An 18127-nucleotide genomic window follows, 5' to 3' on the forward strand; every position below is an offset into this window, starting at 1 on the left:
GCTCATAAAAATCCCTTAATTTAATGCTATGCTGTTAAATTGACTTCTTCGACGTATACAATAGTTCTTCCGGAGAGGGCTCAAAAGTATAAGTCTTGTCCTATTTTTGTGAATCCATTATACTTTTTCAATTAGAAATAACAATCGTTTTAGCTCAAAGTTGAAGACTCTATCCCATTAGATTTTCTCTATTTATCGTATGGAAATTGCCATTAAATAGGATTTTTATGTCGTTGCAAAAGGACTCATTACTCAAAATACAAGCTCGGGTAATTGGCGCGCTGCTTATGCGGGAAATCTTAATTCGCTATGGTAGACATAATATTGGTTTTTTATGGATCATCGTAGAGCCCATGTTATTTACCTTGGGAGTGACTACATTATGGACATTGACCAAACTCACCCATGGTTCGAGTTTACCTATTACGGCTTTCGCACTTACTGGGTACTCATCAGTACTTGTGTGGCGAAATACAGTGACTCGTTGCACCATGGCAGTACGTGCGAATCGCAGCTTGTTGCATCATCGTTACATTAAAGTACTGCACTTGTTTTTAGCACGCATTACGCTTGAGATTAGTAGCGTGACAATGTCGTTTTTGATTTTATCCATTGCGTTCATCAGTATGGGATTAATGGATTTTCCGGATAATGTTTTAACGATTTTATGCGGTTGGTTATTGCTTATGTGGTTCGCTGTGGCGCTAGCCTTGCTGATTGGTGCGATTAGCGAGCACTTTGAAACAGTTGAGCGATTATGGCATACCGTAGCGTACTTACTTTTTCCCATGTCGGGTGCAGCATTCATGGTCGACTGGCTACCTGAAAAAGTGCAATCCATTGTTTTATGGTTACCAATGATACATGGTGTGGAATTAGTACGAGAAGGATTTTTTGGCTCCACGGTTCATACTCATTATTCAATTCAATATCTGTCTTCTTTTTGCTTGATCTTAAGTCTATTCAGTCTTGCGATGGTAAAAGAAGCGAGTAGACGCGTAGGTTCAGAATGATTCATATCGATAATATCAGCAAGGTTTATCCCGTTCGCAAAGGGGTACGTACCGTGCTCGATAAAATTAATTTAACCCTTGAGCGTGGTCAAAAAATAGGGATTTTAGGACGCAACGGCTCTGGGAAGTCAACCTTAATCCGTCTAATTAGTGGTGCCGAAAAACCGAGTTCAGGAAAAATACATCGGGAGATGAGCGTTTCATGGCCACTCGCTTTAGGGGATGCATTTCAAGACAATCAAACAGGACTCGATTGTATTCGTTTTATATGCAGAATTTATGGGATTACAAAAAAGCTCATGAACGAAAAAATCGAATTTGTTAATGATTTTGCCGAACTGGGTATTTATTTCCATGAACCTATTAAATCTTATTCCTCTGGAATGCGAGCGCGGTTGAGTTTCGCAATTTCCATGGCCGTTGAATTTGATTGTTTCTTAATTGACGAGGTGGTTGCAGTGGGCGATGACCGGTTTCACAAAAAGTGTTATGAAGAATTATTTGAAAAAAGAAACGATCGAGCGCTTGTTATTGTTTCTCATGATCCAGCTTATATAAAAACCCATTGTGAATCAGCAGCGGTGCTAAGCAATGGCCGGCTCTATTCCTTCGATAAAATAAATGAGGCATACGATTTCTATCAATCAACACGAATCAATGCACCCACTAAAGAACATGTCATTGCGGGTTATCGTTTTATACTCGGACGCGAACCTGAAAATGAATTTACGATTCAATTTCAACAATCGGCCTGTGAAACCGTAGAAAAACTAAGAAGATGCTTATTTTCTTCTGAGGAATTTAAAAAGCAATTATTCCACGATAAGTTTGAGGTGTTTTCAGATACACTTCACTCCAGCACCCCCCAAGAAGAGGACATTATGCTGGCATTTAATCTCCTTCTTGATCGTGATCCAGAACCAGATGAACTGAAAAAAATCAAAAAATCAAATAGTTCATTTGAACGATTACGAACTCGACTCCTGGAATCTAAAGAATTTCAGTTAAAGCTCAAAAGACTGTCTTTTTAAGTACAAGGCCTGGTAAGTGGCTCAAAGAGGTTTTTCCAAATAACATCCCTATTGAGCTAAAAATGCAGTTAATTTTAGACTGACTTTAAGAAGCCGCTATCGTTGCTGCATATAAAAATGGATTTAATGGCGCTGTAGCCGTAGCTAACACCCCCAGGAATTTTTGCAGTTCAGCCATCGGAGCATTCGATACATACAGAATATCATGATCCTTAATCGGGAAACTTTGAGCCACAAAAAAACTCCGCGGGTTTTTTAAATCCAGTCTATAAATCACCGGTACTCTACCCTCTGCGGTGATGAATCTAGGAGGTCTTGGCCAATGAATCGCCGTAGCCTGTTCGAAACGGAAAACGAACACGCCACTGATGTTTGCTCGGTGATCCTGTAGACCGCCTGAACGTCCCAGGGCTTGAGCTAAATTAATTCCTTGGGCCTCAAAATTAATTTCTTCACTTTTTCCAGTTGCCCCTAGCACTGTAAAGCTTTTAGATTGAAATAAGGCCGTAATTACATCCCCTGCTTGCAATACAATATTTTGTTGGGGATCACGGATGATAATATCTAGAGGTAAGGAATGTACTTTTTGTCCTCGGGTTACTTGGATCATGGTTTTATTTACTGGGGTTTTTACCCCTTTCGCAGCGGCTAATGCATCCAATAATCGCTCTTTACTAGGCGTTAATGGCAAGCGCCTACTCGAAACCACTTCGCCTACTATGGTCACTGCGGAGGTAGTATTTTTAGCAAGACGTACCAACACCTGAGGTTTATTAGCTTTACCTTTTAATGCACGTCGTATTTTATCTTGGATTTGTTGTACAGTTAGCCCTGCAACATGAATCGTACCGGCAAAAGGAAAACTTATCGTGCCCTCTTGGCTAATCACTTGGGAGGGTAAGGTGTTCATTGGGCTTGAGGTCTTTCCAGAACTCCCAACAAGGGTTGGTGAAGTAAACAATGTTGCTGGGGGTATTTCCCAAATGGAAAAATCAAGCACATCTCCAGGACCCACACTATAACGATTGGAGTGATTTGGTTTTAATGCATCAGAAAATAAATAATTTTTATGGCTTCGTGCTAATTGGTGGGTAATATCGGGAGTGATATCAATCAATTGAACATCACTATTTACGGGTTCAGCAGCCTGCTTTACTACTCGTGCACTGGGTCCACTCGACATCATGGTACAGCCTGAAGAAAGTACGCAGAGAACAACCAACGCTAAGCAAGACGGTTTAATCTTATATTTAATAATACGACGGTGCATAAACTCATAATCCTAACAATTAATTATTCCAAATGCTCTTTAACATTTGCAATCAGAAGGGATAGTACCCCCCAAGTAATAAGTCCCAAGATGAATATTGAAAAAATATTCCTACTACGATTCGGTTCAAATGAATTATCAGGCTCATTAGGATGAGCAATCATCTCTAAATATAATTGTTTGCGCTGCGCTTCGATTTGGGCTTTTTTTAATGAAGATAAAGCAAATACCAGTTGTTTATAGGCAAATTTTTTATTTAAAACCAATCGTTCATAACGGCGTACTTTGTTCGTGAGCGAGGTGAGATTTCCAGTGACCTTGTTTTTTTCCGTATTGATTGATAAACGTAAAGTTTCAATATTTTTTCGTAGTGAAGAAAGGTAAGGGTTACGCGGGGCCAAACTTTTAATTTGAGCTAATTGACCTTTTGCAGCAACCAATTCAGCTTCCATTTTGGATACATGCTGAAGCCTCATCGCCGATTCACGATTAGGATCAAAAACACCTTGAAAACCTCGATAATCCGACAAGGCGAGACTGGCTTCTTTTGCTTTTTGAATTGCGGCATCTACTTCTGCTTTTGCAAAATCAACATAATCTTTTCTTGATTGGATATTAAAACGATTAATAAATTGCTCAGCCAATTCCAACAAATATTGATTCATTTGATACGCATCTTTGGCGGTAAAAGCGCGCACTTGTAAGGTTGAAATGGAAGATGAGGAGTCAATGACAATATTGATTCGATTTTTATAATAACGATAAAGTGATTCAAAGCTAGAATCCACACCAAGTAATGCAAAACGGTGAAACCAATCAATCTTGTGGTCGCTATAAAGCTTTTTTAAATTAAGTCGGTCGTTCAGTTCCGACAATGCATCACGAGACAAGATATAATCATGAATACTATAATCTGCCTCCTCTGCCTTTGATAAAGGCGTCGAAGACAGTAAAGCAGATAAACCTAGGTTAACTGGAGGTTGCCCTGCTCTGCGCACAATAAATCGCGACTCAGACACATATACATCGGAAGCAAGGAAGCCAAAATAAAAAATAGACAATAATGTAGGAATAATAACTGTAAATACGAATAACTTATTTATTTTGTTTAAAAAAAGGGAAGCGCTTTGAAAAGATGATTTCCAGGGTAATGCAGTCACGGATGATAATCGATTAAATTGCTTCAAACTAACTCCTTTAGTTTTGGATCGATCTGGAATATTTCCTTTTTTTCCCCGCCTAGGTCGCAAAATATAGGGCTTAAGGGTATCAGCTTAACTTTGTGCCACTGAGGTATGCCGCGTTTTGCAAAAACAGTTCAAAACAAAGCTACAATCCAATCCCTTCGAATATACTGGGAATGGAAAATCTGAACTATGCCTTTAAAAGGGTAATTGGGGACATTCTACTGTCCTTAATTAAAAATAACAATGCAGGTAAATCAAGCACCCACAGACTAGTTCTGCTTATTACTAACTTTTAAAAAGAATTTATTATATTTTTGAACAATCAATCCTGCAAATGAATTATCTAGTTTAACTTTTTTATAAAAACTACCATTTAGTTGGGTTCTGGTGATTAGAAAATTAAGAAATTTTTTATACAAATCGTGATCGACAACCGTATTCAATGCTGATGTCCAAAAATCATCTAGCAATCCTTGATAAGTCAGTCCGGGAAGATTGTAAAGACACTCACCACAAACAAAGGTAGGCACTTTATGGTGTAATGCAGAAAGCCCGACTGAACTATTAATTACCACGACCCCAAGGGCATGCTCAAGTAATGAAGGTAAATGCTGATCATGGATGTATGCCACGCGTTCGTTTATTTGCGCTTGAATGGCCAACCGTTTAATTACATCTGCATAATCCACATATCCTCTATCCATAGGATGATGTTTAAATATGAGAAAGGTCTCGTTCTTCGATGATCGTGCAAAAGAATTTATAATGCACTCAATAAATTGTTTCACTTCTTTGAACTCGGAATGAGCTGTTACTTGATAATCAGAACAAACTTGCAAGGGAACTAAAAAATAGCGCTTACTTAATGCACCTAGGAGTTGTTGCTCAATGCCCGCTTCTCGCCATTTATACCAATGTTTCCTCCTTGCAGAACGCATCCATGCCAGTCCCTCTAAAATTTTAAGTGGCCTATGGTGAACATTTTTGCTAAAAAGACACCTGCCTAAAGCACCTATCGTAAAATAGCAGAATCCATACCAGATCATTTGCCAATAAGCGCCCTCTATTTGTTGTTCCTGATAATATTCACAGTACTGCGTGTCAGTTGGCTGAAAATGGGTAATCGCATATGAATTTGCATTGACCCCCATATACTCCAGAGTCACATAATTAGGTCTAATATAACCTTCTTCGAACACCCCAACGTCTATTTCATGTTGCGTTGCAATTTCAATAGCAACCCGATGTATCGGACGACAATCCCCATATACAAAAATAATGTCTATTGCAAAACGCTCTAAAAAATGTTCTAACCATAAAGGCCACTCTGCCAGACTTTTTCTATAGATCACTGCGCCAGACAAGAAAAAAAAGCAATCGCCTGCATTGAAGTTAATTTTATATACCTGCGCTCCTTGGGCTTTTAAGTCTTTCGCCAAACGAGCAAAGAAAGGTCCGACCGGTCCTTGAAGCAATAAAATGTTTTTACCTTGAAAAATAGAGGTAGAATTATTTTTATACATAAGTTCCATAAGTTCCTTTCCTGAAAGTAAGTACATAATATACAGAAAATAATCTTGGGATAAGAAAAAAATCGAGAAATTTGGTTCCACCTCTACAAAAAAAATTTAATCTTTGCCTCTCGCGTCTCGAATCTTTCTCTTAATTTTGGTTCATGGTATAAATGTTCTCGTATATGTATTGCAGTATACAGGCAGCATCAATGGATCATATTGTTCAATTGGCATGGATGTCTTTGCAATGAAAGTTCCCCCAATTTCATAAGCAATCTCAAGCTTAAATTGATTCATTCGGTGTTATTATCATTTTCCTATTATGTAGTCGGAATCCTTTAACATGATTAAAACACATGTCTTGTTTGCTTTATATTGATGTCACTCGTTTAATTCGAAGGCAATTGCAACAACTAAAACCAACCGGGATTGATCGGGTGATGCGTGCCTATTTGAAGCATTATCAAAACTCCGCAGGTGGTGTTATTTATTATTTTGGACGACTTTGGATTTTATCTGAAAAAGAATCCAAATATCTCTTTCATTCATTGTTGTTTGACCGTTTAAAGCCTAGAAGTTTCTATGCTTTCATCATTCAAGTTGTATTAAGTAGATTTTTTGAAAAAAAGCAGGATGGTATTTTATTATTATTAGGACATAGCAATTTAGAGCGCCCTCGATACGCCAAAGCCATTGAACGAATAGGACTGACCCCTATCTTCTTTATTCATGATTTAATTCCGATAACTCATCCTGAGTATTGCCGTGCAGGAGAAAAAGAAAAACATATTAAACGAATGATTCATGCCCTCAGCCTAGGAAAAGGCATTATTGTGAACTCTCAAGACACCTATAATGCTTTATTTAAGTTTGCACTTTCATTAGAAAAAAACCTACCCGCACTATGCATTGCAGCACTAGGAGTTGATTTACCTCCACCGCCGTTGTGTTCACGAACACTCGAGTCCCCTTATTTTGTGATGCTTGGTACGATAGAACCGCGAAAAAACCACCTAATGATACTTTATGTGTGGCAAAATTTAATTGATCGACTAGGTAGTAATGCACCTAAACTCATTATTATTGGCCGGCGTGGATGGGAGTGTGAGCATATTACTCGCATGATCGATCGTTGTACCAAATTACGTGGCTTTGTCTTTGAATGGAATCAATGTTCCGATCAAAAATTATCCTCATGCTTGCAACATGCTCAAGCACTCTTATTCCCTTCCTTTGTTGAAGGATATGGCTTACCCTTGATCGAAGCTTTAAATGCCGGTGTACCTGTTATTGCCAGCACAACACCTGCCCTTATAGAAATTGGTAAAAATATCCCAGAATATCTTGACCCCCTAGATACAGTGCAATGGATGAATACCATTTTGAATTATGCGCATTCAAACAGTACGTTAAGACAAAAACAAAAATCACGATTAATTGGCTATAAAGCACCGAGTTGGAGGAAGCATTTTTTGAGTGTGGAACATTTTATAAAATCTATTACACAGCAAAACATCGCAGGCTCTAAAGTTAGTCCTGCGATGTCTACAGATCATGACATCACTAGCAGTAAGCCCACACTGAGTGATTCAATGATTTATGCTTGGCGCATGCCTTATTGGAAGAGACCAATTATCCAACGATTTCTTACAGATCATGCTATCCGCTTTGTGCGTAGGGTACGCGCGATTAAACCTGAGAGCGTCCTTTTACTTTGGGGGTCGAGTCGGGCCCCATCTAAGCTGGATAGTACAGTTTCAATAGTTCGATTAGAAGATGGCTTTCTGCGCTCGGTAGGTCTCGGTGCCGATCTGACACGCCCATTATCTTGGGTTATTGATACGCAAGGAATTTATTACAATGCAACAAGCCCCTCAGATTTAGAATATATCTTACAATACTCTACTTTCGCTGAGCCATTATTGGAACGTGCAGCCTCTTTTCATCAACGGATCGTCGAGTTTGGGGTTACCAAATATAATCTACAAGGACAAACTTGGAAACCAACTACTCATGGCAAACGGATCATCTTAGTTCCCGGACAAGTTGAAACCGATGCTTCCATTGCTTTTGGAACTGGGATTATTAAAACAAACATAGAACTACTTCGAGAGGTCCGCAAAAAAAATCCTGACGCGTGGTTAATATATAAGCCTCATCCAGACGTGGTTGCAGGTTTGCGAGCAAAAGGAGTCAATGAACAAAACTCGCATCAATATTGTGACGAATATCTTGAGACAGTTTCTATCGATCATCTCTTAAAATACGTGGATGAAGTACACGTTATGACCTCTTTGGCTGGTTTTGAGGCGCTACTTAGGGGCAAAGAAGTTACATGTTATGGATTACCTTTTTATGCGGGTTGGGGATTAACAACAGATATGATGAATACCCCCCGACGCACTCGACGGCTAAAATTAGCTGAATTAATTGCAGGAACTTTATTACTTTATCCGATGTACATTAGCTGGAGTAAAGGAACACGAGTTTCCCCCGAAGAAGCTTTAGAGGAATTAATCTTGGGAAAAGAACTCAAACCAAGGATGAGCGCTACATTTTTTAGAATCTGTTATCGAATAGTACGCAGGTGGACAAAGCTCTATAAGTAATTCCGTCCTTGCTCCTTACAGATCAATCTAGATCTTAGAGACAAAGCGTGATAATTAATAAAAAGACTATATTAATTCAGCTTAATAATCATGAACATGAAATTTTTTTTCCGACAATTCTTTATTATGCTCAATTTTTTTACCCTATTTTCAAACAAAAAAACGTTTACGGGTCCTCTAGGCAATGTTATTGCTAATTACTGCGGCTTACATGTTGTTCGGATTATTCTGAGTGATGTAATACAATTTATAAAAAAGTTACCGTTTTACTTATTAGCACCTAAATCAGCTTTTGAGTTTAATAAAAATGGTCTATTGATCCTTGAAAATTTTCTAGATCCTCAAAAGTTTCTGTTAGTCCAAAAAGAAATTGAAAAACATATAAATCAATTGCCTCAAGCGCTACCTAATCTCGAACAACAAATGTATGGAGATAAGTTAAAACGAGCTACAGGGTATGATCGTTACGATGGTGACACTTTAAATCGTTTTGATCATGTTCCCAGAAATTCTATGGTGCAATTTGTTTTTAAAAACGCACGCATGCATCGCTTAACTCTAGCTTTATTTGGTATGCTGAATACACCGATGCGTTACTTCATGTATACGTTGTGCCATGGGGATGAAGCCTCATTACCTGACTCCCAGAAATTGACTCATCGTGATACATTTCACCACACTTATAAGATTTGGTATTTTACTCATGATGTAGAATTAGCTTCCGGTCCTTTCGAATATTCTACTGGAAGTCATGCCTTAACTTGGAAGCGTTTACGTTGGGAATATCGACGCAGCATACAAATCTGCTCTGACCAAACCATGTCGCGTGGAGGGGCATTGCGTATATCGGATGAAGAATTAGCAAATATGGATCTTAAACCACCACAATCTTTATGTGTGAAAGCAAACACGATGATAATCGCAAACACCCGAGGATTTCATCGTCGCGGTTTTGCTGAACAAGGAACAATACGTACGAGTGTTTTTGGTTATTTCAGACCTTTAGCTTTTTTCCCGCTGGTACATCCGTGAATAGTTTCGACGTACTATTTTAAGATTTTCTTATTATTAGATGCTCGAGGCAGCGACGATCCTAAGGGAATCGAGGCCGAAATTGAGAATACTCACCACCTTAGTAGCAAATACGTAGCTAGAGTTCCCAATTTTACTTTAAGATGCTCGAGATTCCTCTAGAACATCTTCTTACGAGATCTGTGAGAAACAAAATTAGTGTTTCGGACTCATGCCTTTCGCTTGAAGCTCTTGAAGGGCAGCTTTATTTTTATGTACATTTATATTCATCCCGGCCAACACTTCGGGGGTCTTGGTAAATTGGATATCAGCATATTCGATTACCTGAATATAATTACCCCAAGGGTCAAGGAAATCCAAAAATTTTCCGTCTATTAATTCCGCTCCAGCTTTTTTTGCCAATTCCTTGACCGTGGCACGATCATCGACCACGAGACCAAAATGACGTAAGTTGTCTTTATGTGAATTAGAGCTTTTCATTAACGCTATAAATTGATCTCCTAAATCAATAAAAGCGTGATGTTCATCTTTACCGCGCAAAGTAAAATTAAAAATTTTGCTATAAAACTCTAATGCTTTTTCCACATTACCCACTTCAAGGGCGATATGGTTAATTCCTATTAGATTTGCTTTTTCCATAGCGAGTTCTCCAGTGATTTTATAATAACAAATAATAGTCTAAGAAAATAAATTTCTTAAAAACTCGCTATAGATTTTTAATTCATTCATCAATTAGTGCACTATAAAAGACTGGTCTGCCAAAATTAAGAGGTCATTTTTATATGCAGTTAACAAGTGCTCGGTATCGTTTTCCATAATATCTTTCAATCCAATAAAGCATCCGAAAAAAATATAATGAGGTTATTTATAACCCATCGTCGTTTTGTCCTCTTCGGGATTGATATTTTTAAGCTGCGTAAATAAAAGGTCTACCTTCTCATACAATTGCTTGTCAGTCGCTGAGGGAGCTTGTAAAGAAGCGGTTTTTTTCTGAACTGCTGAAAGAACCGATGTAAGCTTATCAACAACAACCGGGTTATTGCGAACACCAATAGAAAAATGATCCTGTAAGGGATGCTCTTCCAAAACATCGATAATGCGACTGATTGACTTGGCATCAAAATGAGGTCGTTCTAATAACGCCTCAATAGCGAAGCTTAATGCTGTCGTGGAGTAAGAATAGCAATTGGATTGATACATGTTGCACATTTGCTTTTGGTTAATGAGTTGATCTGCAGAATCAAGAAACTTATTAATTTCTGGCTGAGTGAACGAAACTCCTGTTGGATAGCCAACAAAGTTGTATCCCTTACTTAGGTATCTTTTCTCATTGTCTTTTTGAGTATGGAACGTTACTCCATTTCGCAACCACTGGGAGAAATCCCAGGGGCTTTGACGTCCATATACAGAAAAAGTACCATTCTTACTGTTTTTTAAAGCAATAGCTGAATGTCTAATCGGCATGCCAGGAAGCGGTAGACCAGGTTTGGTCGCAAACATTAATTCAAAGGTGTCCTCTGTGGACGCATCCTTCAAGGAACACATTTTTTCGGGTTCTATAGGTTCTGGGCTCAATGAAATTGGCTGTTCTTCCTTAGCCTCTTCGTCCTTAGTCAGTAATTTTTGAGATTTATTTCTCATATGAAACAGAGCATACCGGCTAAATGCAGTCGCCTTATTCGAATATGCTATAGGACCTACTAACTTGGTTAACTTTGTAAGCATGCCAACTCCCTTTAATGCCAATTCAACACAGAGTGTACTTTATTTAGTTATCTTTAACACAGTATCCAGCTATCGTCAACGGCAAGCGATGGGAAAATAAAATTCACTATAGTCTATAATAATACAAAAATAGCATTAGAAATAGATTCTTGGAGGTAACAATGTTTACTCTAATAAGTCGACATGCTGGCAAACTAATAGGTACATCAGGAGCCGGGACTCTTTACCTTGCTTATGATACCTACAAATATAAACAACTGCAGGAAAAAATGACCGAACTGCAAATGTCCTCTCCAGAAGATCAGACTATTATTGACGCAGATCAAAAAAATTGGCTCCTATTAGGCCGGCAAAGTCCCGGTTATGTCCGAGATACTGACAAAACACCCAAGCAACATTTACATCACAAAATAAATTCGAGTACTCTTTGGTTTAAGACATTGGGGACCCAATTAGATAATGAAAAACACTTTGATTTATTTGTAGGCAGTGATTTCGTGGTTGAAATGTTTGCAAAAAAAGGAAAAACGCCAAAGGTACGGGTTCAACCCGAAAAGATGCTCAGCGATGACTTAGATACGATTAAAGATGATGATTTATTTGAAGTGGGTTTTGCACGGAAACAGGGCTTTGCAGATATCACCCAAAAATCTCCTTTTTTTCACTCATCTATCGCATTAAGAAGAATTAGTAAAGATGATGTTGCTAATTCAGAATTTGTGGTGGTTCGGGGAAGCGAAATAAAAGAGGTCATAAACAGAACAAATAAAGCGATTTGTGACGAACAATCGTGTAATCTTTTTAGCTCCAATTGTTATTCAGCATCAACCTATGCCAGTGCAGAACTTATTAAGGTAATCGATGAGCGCGTTATAAAAGCAGAAGACAAAAAAGAAGACTTGAAGGCAATTTCTGATGTACTTTCAAGACGAGCACTTGACAATTTTGCGCGTGGGGTTAGTAATAATTCGGTAGTTTCCGATCAATTGATTACTCAAATACCCAAAGTATTACAAAAATATGGGCTAGTAAATACCGAAAAACCCAAAACTCCAGATGGACCCACGTTATAAAATAATTACCATAAATCACAAGTATGCCTTTATAGGAGGTAGAAGATGAAATCCAGTAATATGTTTACAGTAGATGAAAATATTTTGAAAAGCCTTGGAGCAGATACTTTGAAAACGATTAGAACCAAAGGAATCCAAATGGAAGCAGAGATTGCTGCGAAATTGGAGGAATTAGAGTCATTGGTTGTGGAAGGAGTTTCTAGTGATGGTCTTGCTAAAGCCAAGGTGGATGGAACACATCAAATTATAGAACTTTCTTTGGATCCCTCCTATTCAGAATTAAACAATAAAACAAAAACATGTGCGCTGATGACTGAGGCAATAAATGATGCGATCTATAAAGTTAATCTAACCATCGAAAATGAAATATCTAATATAAAATATAGATATAGCGGAGAGGTTATCAAAAAATTATCTTAATCGTGTAATATATTTATTTGCGGTAATTATTTCGGTTCTAATGTATTTTTAGAGCGTTGATCATTTGCTTGGTCTTTATCCGTGTCTTCCTTGGTCGTGTTCCAAATAGATAAACCATGTAACGGTGAGGATTTTTTCTCCATAGATGAATCCTGCATCGTTAGGCTGGATTGGATCGCATGTTGATAGAGTTTATAACTTTTTAGGGCGTTATATAAATTCGCCACATGCCGATTAAAGCCGGCCCCACATGCTCCAGATAATAAATGATCGATATCTTCTACGAAATTACATCGACGTCCCGTTACGGCTGAATAGCTGCTGATGGGACCGTTGTTGGAGGTCAGAAAAATAAGTGGGTTCTTTTCTACTTTTTTTAATTGATCAAGATGCGTTTTAAATGCGGCGAGAGGTTCATGCAATTCAGCAGTAAGTTTATTCTGATCAGCACTCAAGAGCGTGTTTTCGAGAATTTGCGAAGCTAGAACCAACTTACCCATCAGATTTAAAGTAATCTCATTTACCCCATCAGCATATTCTTGTAACCCAGCAAAGATAGGGCTATTTTCAAATGCACTGCGGACGACTTGATGGGTTAAAAGCTGGGTAATATCTTTTTCGCTGAATAAGTTCAATGCCAATCCTTGCTCTAAATCTTTTGCATTAGATGCTTCCAGGGGTTCTTTATTTTTAAAATCTCGAAATACACCCGCTAGTTCAGAGGGGTTTTGGAAATCCGCAAATACCCAGTCTCCAGAAATGAATTCGGCGATTTGATTAATATCGTACGCATATCCACTTTCAGAAATAAAAATGTTCTCTTCAGGGATATCCATCAAATCTGCTTTATTTTTAACCGCAACAGTCTTTCCCATTTTCTCATTATCTTAGCTCGTCAAGGACAGAGTCAATTCAACTGAGTAATAATTAATTATACAACAATTTACATCAATTAATTTAGCTGGTATTTTTCAAATGACTTTGGAGTATAGGGGTAATCGTTTTTTTTCTCGAGTAAGGAACAATCCCCTTAATTTTGATAGTGTAATTAAAGGATAAAAAATGAAATGGAATTTTTCTTTTCTCTAGGAGTTTTTTCGCAAAAGACCTATTTTCAGGTGAACTATAAATTCTTGAATGCACTAAGGTTCTAATTGAGTCTAAGGGTTTACGTAGGATACTTAAACGTTCGGGAATTTAATATGCTCCATCAATTTTTCAAAGAGCCTCTTCTATCTTTTTATTTAAAACGTATCGGCGGTGTATTTCTTACTTTACTGGGTATCTTCGGATTCATAGTAACACTTCCTTTTTCATTTTTAGGAGGGACTCTGGGCTTGTTAAAGGCAATCCTTAATAAAACTGATCCATTGCCCTTAGGATTTCAAGGAATAAGAATTGGTTCTTTAGGTTCCATAGATGCAATTATTTTCGGAATAAAATTAACCCGTTCAACAACACCCGTTATGGAGGTTAACAAATTCAAAGAGCCGTTGCTAAAAAGAAGTGAATCAGACGTTGATGAGCACGCTCCAATTGTTGCCCCCGCTGACATGGAAGAAAGGGTAGAGACGACACCAACGCTAAAACCCAGTGCTCTTTCCGATACCTTTTTTTCCAAAACCGAGGTGAAAATAACATCAGAGATACCAACGGTTCTCTCTGAAACCAACGAGGTAAGAGAAACTCCCGTATTTTTAGTTAAAGTAAACCAAGTTATAGCTCAAGAAGAAGCACAAGGTATAATTAAAATAGACGATGAAGTCTCAAGTGTCACAGAACCTTATATCGACGAATTAATTCTACTTATCAAAGCTCCGACCTCAAAAAATGAGTTTTGGACTCGCTTGGAGCAAATGGGGAACAAGGACATTAAACTTCTTGTTAGTAAATTAAGCACTTATAAAGAAAAAGGCAGATTTAGTTCTACCGAACTGGATTATTTATGGCGTCAATTTATGGGTTTTGAATTTGAAATCTCAAAAAGAGAAAATAAAGCAAGCAAATTTGCAGTAATGCTCGAAGCTCTATCTGAAGAACAATTAAAAGCATCCTTTGACTCACCCGACTTCTTAAACGTGTTAAATAAAGACGCATTTGCAGATAGTGCGGTCAACACGTTTACTCGTAAGCAATTGGAATTGTTTGCCTCCGATAGCAAACGGCATGAACTATTAAACTCTCTCATCAAAAAACTCAACCCAAGTCCTTACTTATTAGGTAAACTGGTCTCTATTATGCCTTATGCCACTTGGAAATTGAGGATAGCGATCCTTGATCAAATAAGCCATATGGCGCATCCTGTCTCTTTTAAGGTTGAACTTACCAAATTAGTTGACCATTACATTCAAGCAAATTTTCAAAAATATAAAAAGCAACTTGAAGCCTCACAAGCAAATACTCAACACACCACACCCCCATCTCTGTTTACAAAAAAATGGGCACCAGTAACACCGGTTTCAAAGCCCATTTATATAAACAGTTCGTTACAAAAAAAAGAGTGGAGCGATGAGGCTTTTGATGCATTCATTAACGAGTTAAATAGGTCCACCTTTATTGCAAATGAGGGAAAAATAAGTGCAGATTTAGATAGCCTACCAGATTATCGAATTAAAATGCTTGTAGAACGAGCCACATCGGCAGCAGGCCCTAGAAATTTACTAAGTCACATTTGGATACTCGATTCCAAAACAATAAACCATAAATCGTCCCTAGAGTGTAGAGAACATAGATTAAAAATTATTTTGGAGAATATGACTCAGTCGCAGCTTGAGTGCTCGCTTAACGATAACAAATTTTGGGAAATTTTTAGAAATCCTCAAGAACCGTTTTGTGAAATGGCAGCACGCGTATTAACCCCCGAACAATTTACAACAATTAGTACCAAGGCACCGCTTGAACGCCATACAGATTTTGCAATAATCATTGCGCACATCAAGAAAGATAGCCCCAACGAAAAACAAAGACTGCAAAACATCTTGGAAGCAATTACCCCTCATACTACTCCTTGGATTGCTTTGGCCTTGGAGCGCCAGATAAAAAATTTATTAACACACGATAAACATCTATATGAACATTTGCACAATGAATTAAAAAGGTCACTTACACACTCATTAGAAAGACCTGATGTTAATTATAAATATAAACGAGATCGCAGTTTAAATAAGCAAGCAATTTCCTATCTTATTGAGTCCCCTTCACACACCTCTAATACGACACCGTAACCTTTAAAAAAAACCATGTAGAGAAAAAGGCCGCAAAACCACGGTCTCTAAAGACAATTGTTCTGCCATGAGTTGGATTTATTTAACATAAGTTGTGTAAGAAAATATTTATCTTTTTATTAATTAAATATAATCTAGATATTCATGCCCTAGGGCTTCCAATAGGTATGTATCACTATGGAATGGTGAATGATAAAAAGGAATTTGCAATAATGCGTATTAAAACACTATTAATATCCCTGAGCCTTCTTCTCTCTTCAATCAGCTATGCCACTATTAATATTGGTACGCTTATATTTAAACCCCCTTATATTTTCTCTCCCAAAAATGGATTTGATATCGATTTAGCACAATTACTATGTCAGCGCCTAAAAGAGCAATGTGACTTTATTCCCATGGGAATGGATGAATTGTACAAAAAACTACAACAGGGAAAAGTTGACCTAGCAATGGGGGGTATTCCGATTTCTCATGACCTTAAAACTAATTTCATTTACAGTCTCCCCTATATGTTAAGTAAGGGACAGTTCCTCATTTTAAAAAATAGTGAAATTAATTCAATTAATGAATTACAAGGAAAAAAAGTCGGTGTCCTGCGGAATCCGCTCAATGGTGGATTGTTTTATGAATATTTATCGACACATTATGCAAAATTATTTCAAATGAAACTCTATGAAGACGTTGAAGATTTATTAGCAGATTTACATAATAAAACCATAGCAGCGGCTTTTCTCAATCGCTCATCTGTAAATTATTGGACTCAGGAAGGTGGCGATCAATTTCAGCCATTAGGCGAGGTACATATCGTTGGAGACGGTGTAGTCATCTTGGCTCCCCCCAAGAATCAAGCACTCATCGGTCGGGTTAATAATGTATTAAAAGCAATAGAAAAAGAAAATACTTACATAAAATTATATAATACCTATTTTGCTGATGAATAATACATTTTGAAATCGCTAAAGAAAAACATTTGCTTGGATGTTTGCAATCCACTCAAACTGTTCTTTGGGGGGCTTTGTTTTTTCACTTTTAAATTTGCTTTCTAATTAAAGTAGTATTAAACAGCTGTGTAATCCGATAATAATGGAGTTCTGATTAATTAACAAAGGAGCATGTTATGAAAAAGAGCTGTTTACTAATTGCCTTATTTTTATCACCCCTTCTGGTTTTTGCACATTCAAAGAGTTCAGAGCATCTTATTTTTTCTCCATTGCCCAACAGTAAAAATACCATATCCAGACACCATACAAATGAACAAGAACCACCTAATCTGAGTCAAATGATGCAACGGACCATTGATTTTCCAACTCAAATCGTTCGTGTTCATGGTGATGTAAGCGGATTGAACCTCAGTTGTGAGGAAGTAGAACAGGAAATAGACCGGATATTTTCAAAAAAAATCTCTGCGAATCTGTTTATCTACAACACATATATTAACTGCAGTTATGATCCGGAAAGTCCAGAAGAATACGCCCGCAGTTTTTCAATCCAGAGTTATTTTGATCCACTAACAGATAAAGCCATCGATTATCTAAAATCGTATCTGGATCAATATAATGGATACAATTTATTTAATACCACCACCTTGCAAATTGAACCTGCTAGAGGCGTTATTACATCGATGAATTTCAATGCCGGTTTAAAAAGCAATCCCAACAAAACGCCCTTTATGCTCTATCATCAAGACCGAAGTAATTTCTATTTTAAAAGTAATTTCGAAATGAGAAAGAAGTTAATTGCCGATATCTATCAACGGTTTTATTCTAACGATCCCGAAATCATTCTCCCTTTTTTAAAACAATGGGTTTCCTCTTCTGCAGAAACCATCTATTACTCCATTTTAAAGGCTTCCAATTATCTTGAATTACAGCCTGAACGAATATTTGTTATGGAACAAGAAGGCGATATCTTTGTATCCAGTTTAAAATATTATTTTGCCAATCTTTGTATGCAAAGAAATCCCAATAAACATTGCCTGTGATTTATACGATACTCTAGTAAAAACCCCAAACCAAAGCCTTGGGCTGAA

The 18127-nt window shown here is 37.6% G+C and carries 15 protein-coding genes; 9 read left to right on the forward strand and 6 right to left on the reverse strand.

What is annotated here, in order from left to right:
- Nucleotides 1-227: 227 nt before the first annotated feature.
- Together ACWTE2_RS23170 and ACWTE2_RS23175 are read left to right on the forward strand one after the other, a co-directional pair.
- The gene (locus tag ACWTE2_RS23170) at nt 228-1013 is read left to right on the forward strand and encodes an ABC transporter permease (protein WP_454784587.1); all 786 of its coding nucleotides are present in this window, start codon (nt 228-230) and stop codon (nt 1011-1013) included.
- Nucleotides 1010-2044, forward strand: coding sequence for an ABC transporter ATP-binding protein (locus ACWTE2_RS23175; RefSeq protein ID WP_454784588.1), 1035 nt, complete (start codon nt 1010-1012; stop codon nt 2042-2044). Before ACWTE2_RS23170 ends, ACWTE2_RS23175 begins: the two co-directional genes overlap by 4 nt.
- An 85-nt stretch (nt 2045-2129) precedes the next feature.
- Here the strand turns inward: ACWTE2_RS23175 and ACWTE2_RS23180 are convergent, their stop codons facing one another.
- From ACWTE2_RS23180 to ACWTE2_RS23190, 3 genes are all read right to left on the reverse strand, one after another.
- Nucleotides 2130-3314, reverse strand: a complete 1185-nt coding sequence (locus ACWTE2_RS23180; RefSeq protein ID WP_454784589.1) for a polysaccharide biosynthesis/export family protein — start codon at nt 3312-3314, stop codon at nt 2130-2132.
- A 23-nt stretch (nt 3315-3337) separates the two neighbouring features.
- On the reverse strand, nt 3338-4501 hold the full coding sequence (locus ACWTE2_RS23185) for a KpsE/RkpR family capsule polysaccharide export protein (RefSeq protein ID WP_454784590.1): 1164 nt from the start codon (nt 4499-4501) through the stop codon (nt 3338-3340).
- Nucleotides 4502-4770: 269 nt separating this feature from the next.
- Nucleotides 4771-6033, reverse strand: a complete 1263-nt coding sequence (locus tag ACWTE2_RS23190; RefSeq protein WP_454784591.1) for a capsule biosynthesis protein — start codon at nt 6031-6033, stop codon at nt 4771-4773.
- A 338-nt stretch (nt 6034-6371) separates the two neighbouring features.
- On the opposite strand from ACWTE2_RS23190, the gene ACWTE2_RS23195 reads away from it, so the two are divergent.
- Nucleotides 6372-8624, forward strand: a complete 2253-nt coding sequence (locus ACWTE2_RS23195) for a capsular polysaccharide export protein, LipB/KpsS family (protein WP_454784592.1) — start codon at nt 6372-6374, stop codon at nt 8622-8624.
- 90 nt (nt 8625-8714) lie between these two features.
- Nucleotides 8715-9656, forward strand: coding sequence for a phytanoyl-CoA dioxygenase family protein (locus ACWTE2_RS23200; protein ID WP_483099543.1), 942 nt, complete (start codon nt 8715-8717; stop codon nt 9654-9656).
- A 195-nt stretch (nt 9657-9851) separates the two neighbouring features.
- Here ACWTE2_RS23200 and ACWTE2_RS23205 read toward each other — a convergent pair whose 3' ends face one another.
- Nucleotides 9852-10295 carry a VOC family protein gene (locus ACWTE2_RS23205; RefSeq protein ID WP_454784594.1) on the reverse strand — a complete coding sequence of 148 codons (444 nt, stop codon included), beginning with the start codon at nt 10293-10295 and terminating at the stop codon, nt 9852-9854.
- A 222-nt stretch (nt 10296-10517) separates the two neighbouring features.
- Nucleotides 10518-11381: a hypothetical protein gene (locus ACWTE2_RS23210; protein ID WP_454784595.1), complete on the reverse strand. Its 864-nt coding sequence runs from the start codon at nt 11379-11381 to the stop codon at nt 10518-10520.
- A gap of 161 nt (nt 11382-11542) precedes the next feature.
- Between ACWTE2_RS23210 and ACWTE2_RS23215 the strand changes: the two genes are divergently transcribed.
- Both ACWTE2_RS23215 and ACWTE2_RS23220 read left to right on the forward strand, forming a co-directional pair.
- Nucleotides 11543-12454, forward strand: a complete 912-nt coding sequence (locus ACWTE2_RS23215) for a hypothetical protein (RefSeq protein WP_454784596.1) — start codon at nt 11543-11545, stop codon at nt 12452-12454.
- 45 nt (nt 12455-12499) lie between these two features.
- Nucleotides 12500-12874: a YbaB/EbfC family nucleoid-associated protein gene (locus tag ACWTE2_RS23220; protein WP_454784597.1), complete on the forward strand. Its 375-nt coding sequence runs from the start codon at nt 12500-12502 to the stop codon at nt 12872-12874.
- A 26-nt stretch (nt 12875-12900) separates the two neighbouring features.
- Here the strand turns inward: ACWTE2_RS23220 and ACWTE2_RS23225 are convergent, their stop codons facing one another.
- The gene (locus tag ACWTE2_RS23225; RefSeq protein WP_454784598.1) at nt 12901-13749 is read right to left on the reverse strand and encodes a hypothetical protein; all 849 of its coding nucleotides are present in this window, start codon (nt 13747-13749) and stop codon (nt 12901-12903) included.
- A gap of 327 nt (nt 13750-14076) precedes the next feature.
- Here ACWTE2_RS23225 and ACWTE2_RS23230 point away from each other — a divergent pair, with 327 nt between their 5' ends.
- The 3 genes from ACWTE2_RS23230 to ACWTE2_RS23240 all read left to right on the forward strand — a co-directional run bounded on the left by ACWTE2_RS23230 (nt 14077) and on the right by ACWTE2_RS23240 (nt 18079).
- Entirely contained in the window at nt 14077-16098 is a 2022-nt protein-coding gene (locus ACWTE2_RS23230) for a hypothetical protein (protein ID WP_454784599.1), read from the forward strand.
- A 212-nt stretch (nt 16099-16310) separates the two neighbouring features.
- On the forward strand, nt 16311-17039 hold the full coding sequence (locus ACWTE2_RS23235) for a transporter substrate-binding domain-containing protein (RefSeq protein ID WP_454784600.1): 729 nt from the start codon (nt 16311-16313) through the stop codon (nt 17037-17039).
- A 176-nt stretch (nt 17040-17215) separates the two neighbouring features.
- Nucleotides 17216-18079: an Lpg0189 family type II secretion system effector gene (locus ACWTE2_RS23240; RefSeq protein ID WP_454784601.1), complete on the forward strand. Its 864-nt coding sequence runs from the start codon at nt 17216-17218 to the stop codon at nt 18077-18079.
- The last annotated feature ends 48 nt before the right edge of the window (nt 18080-18127 follow it).

The organism is Legionella nigrisilvae, assembly GCF_977063395.2.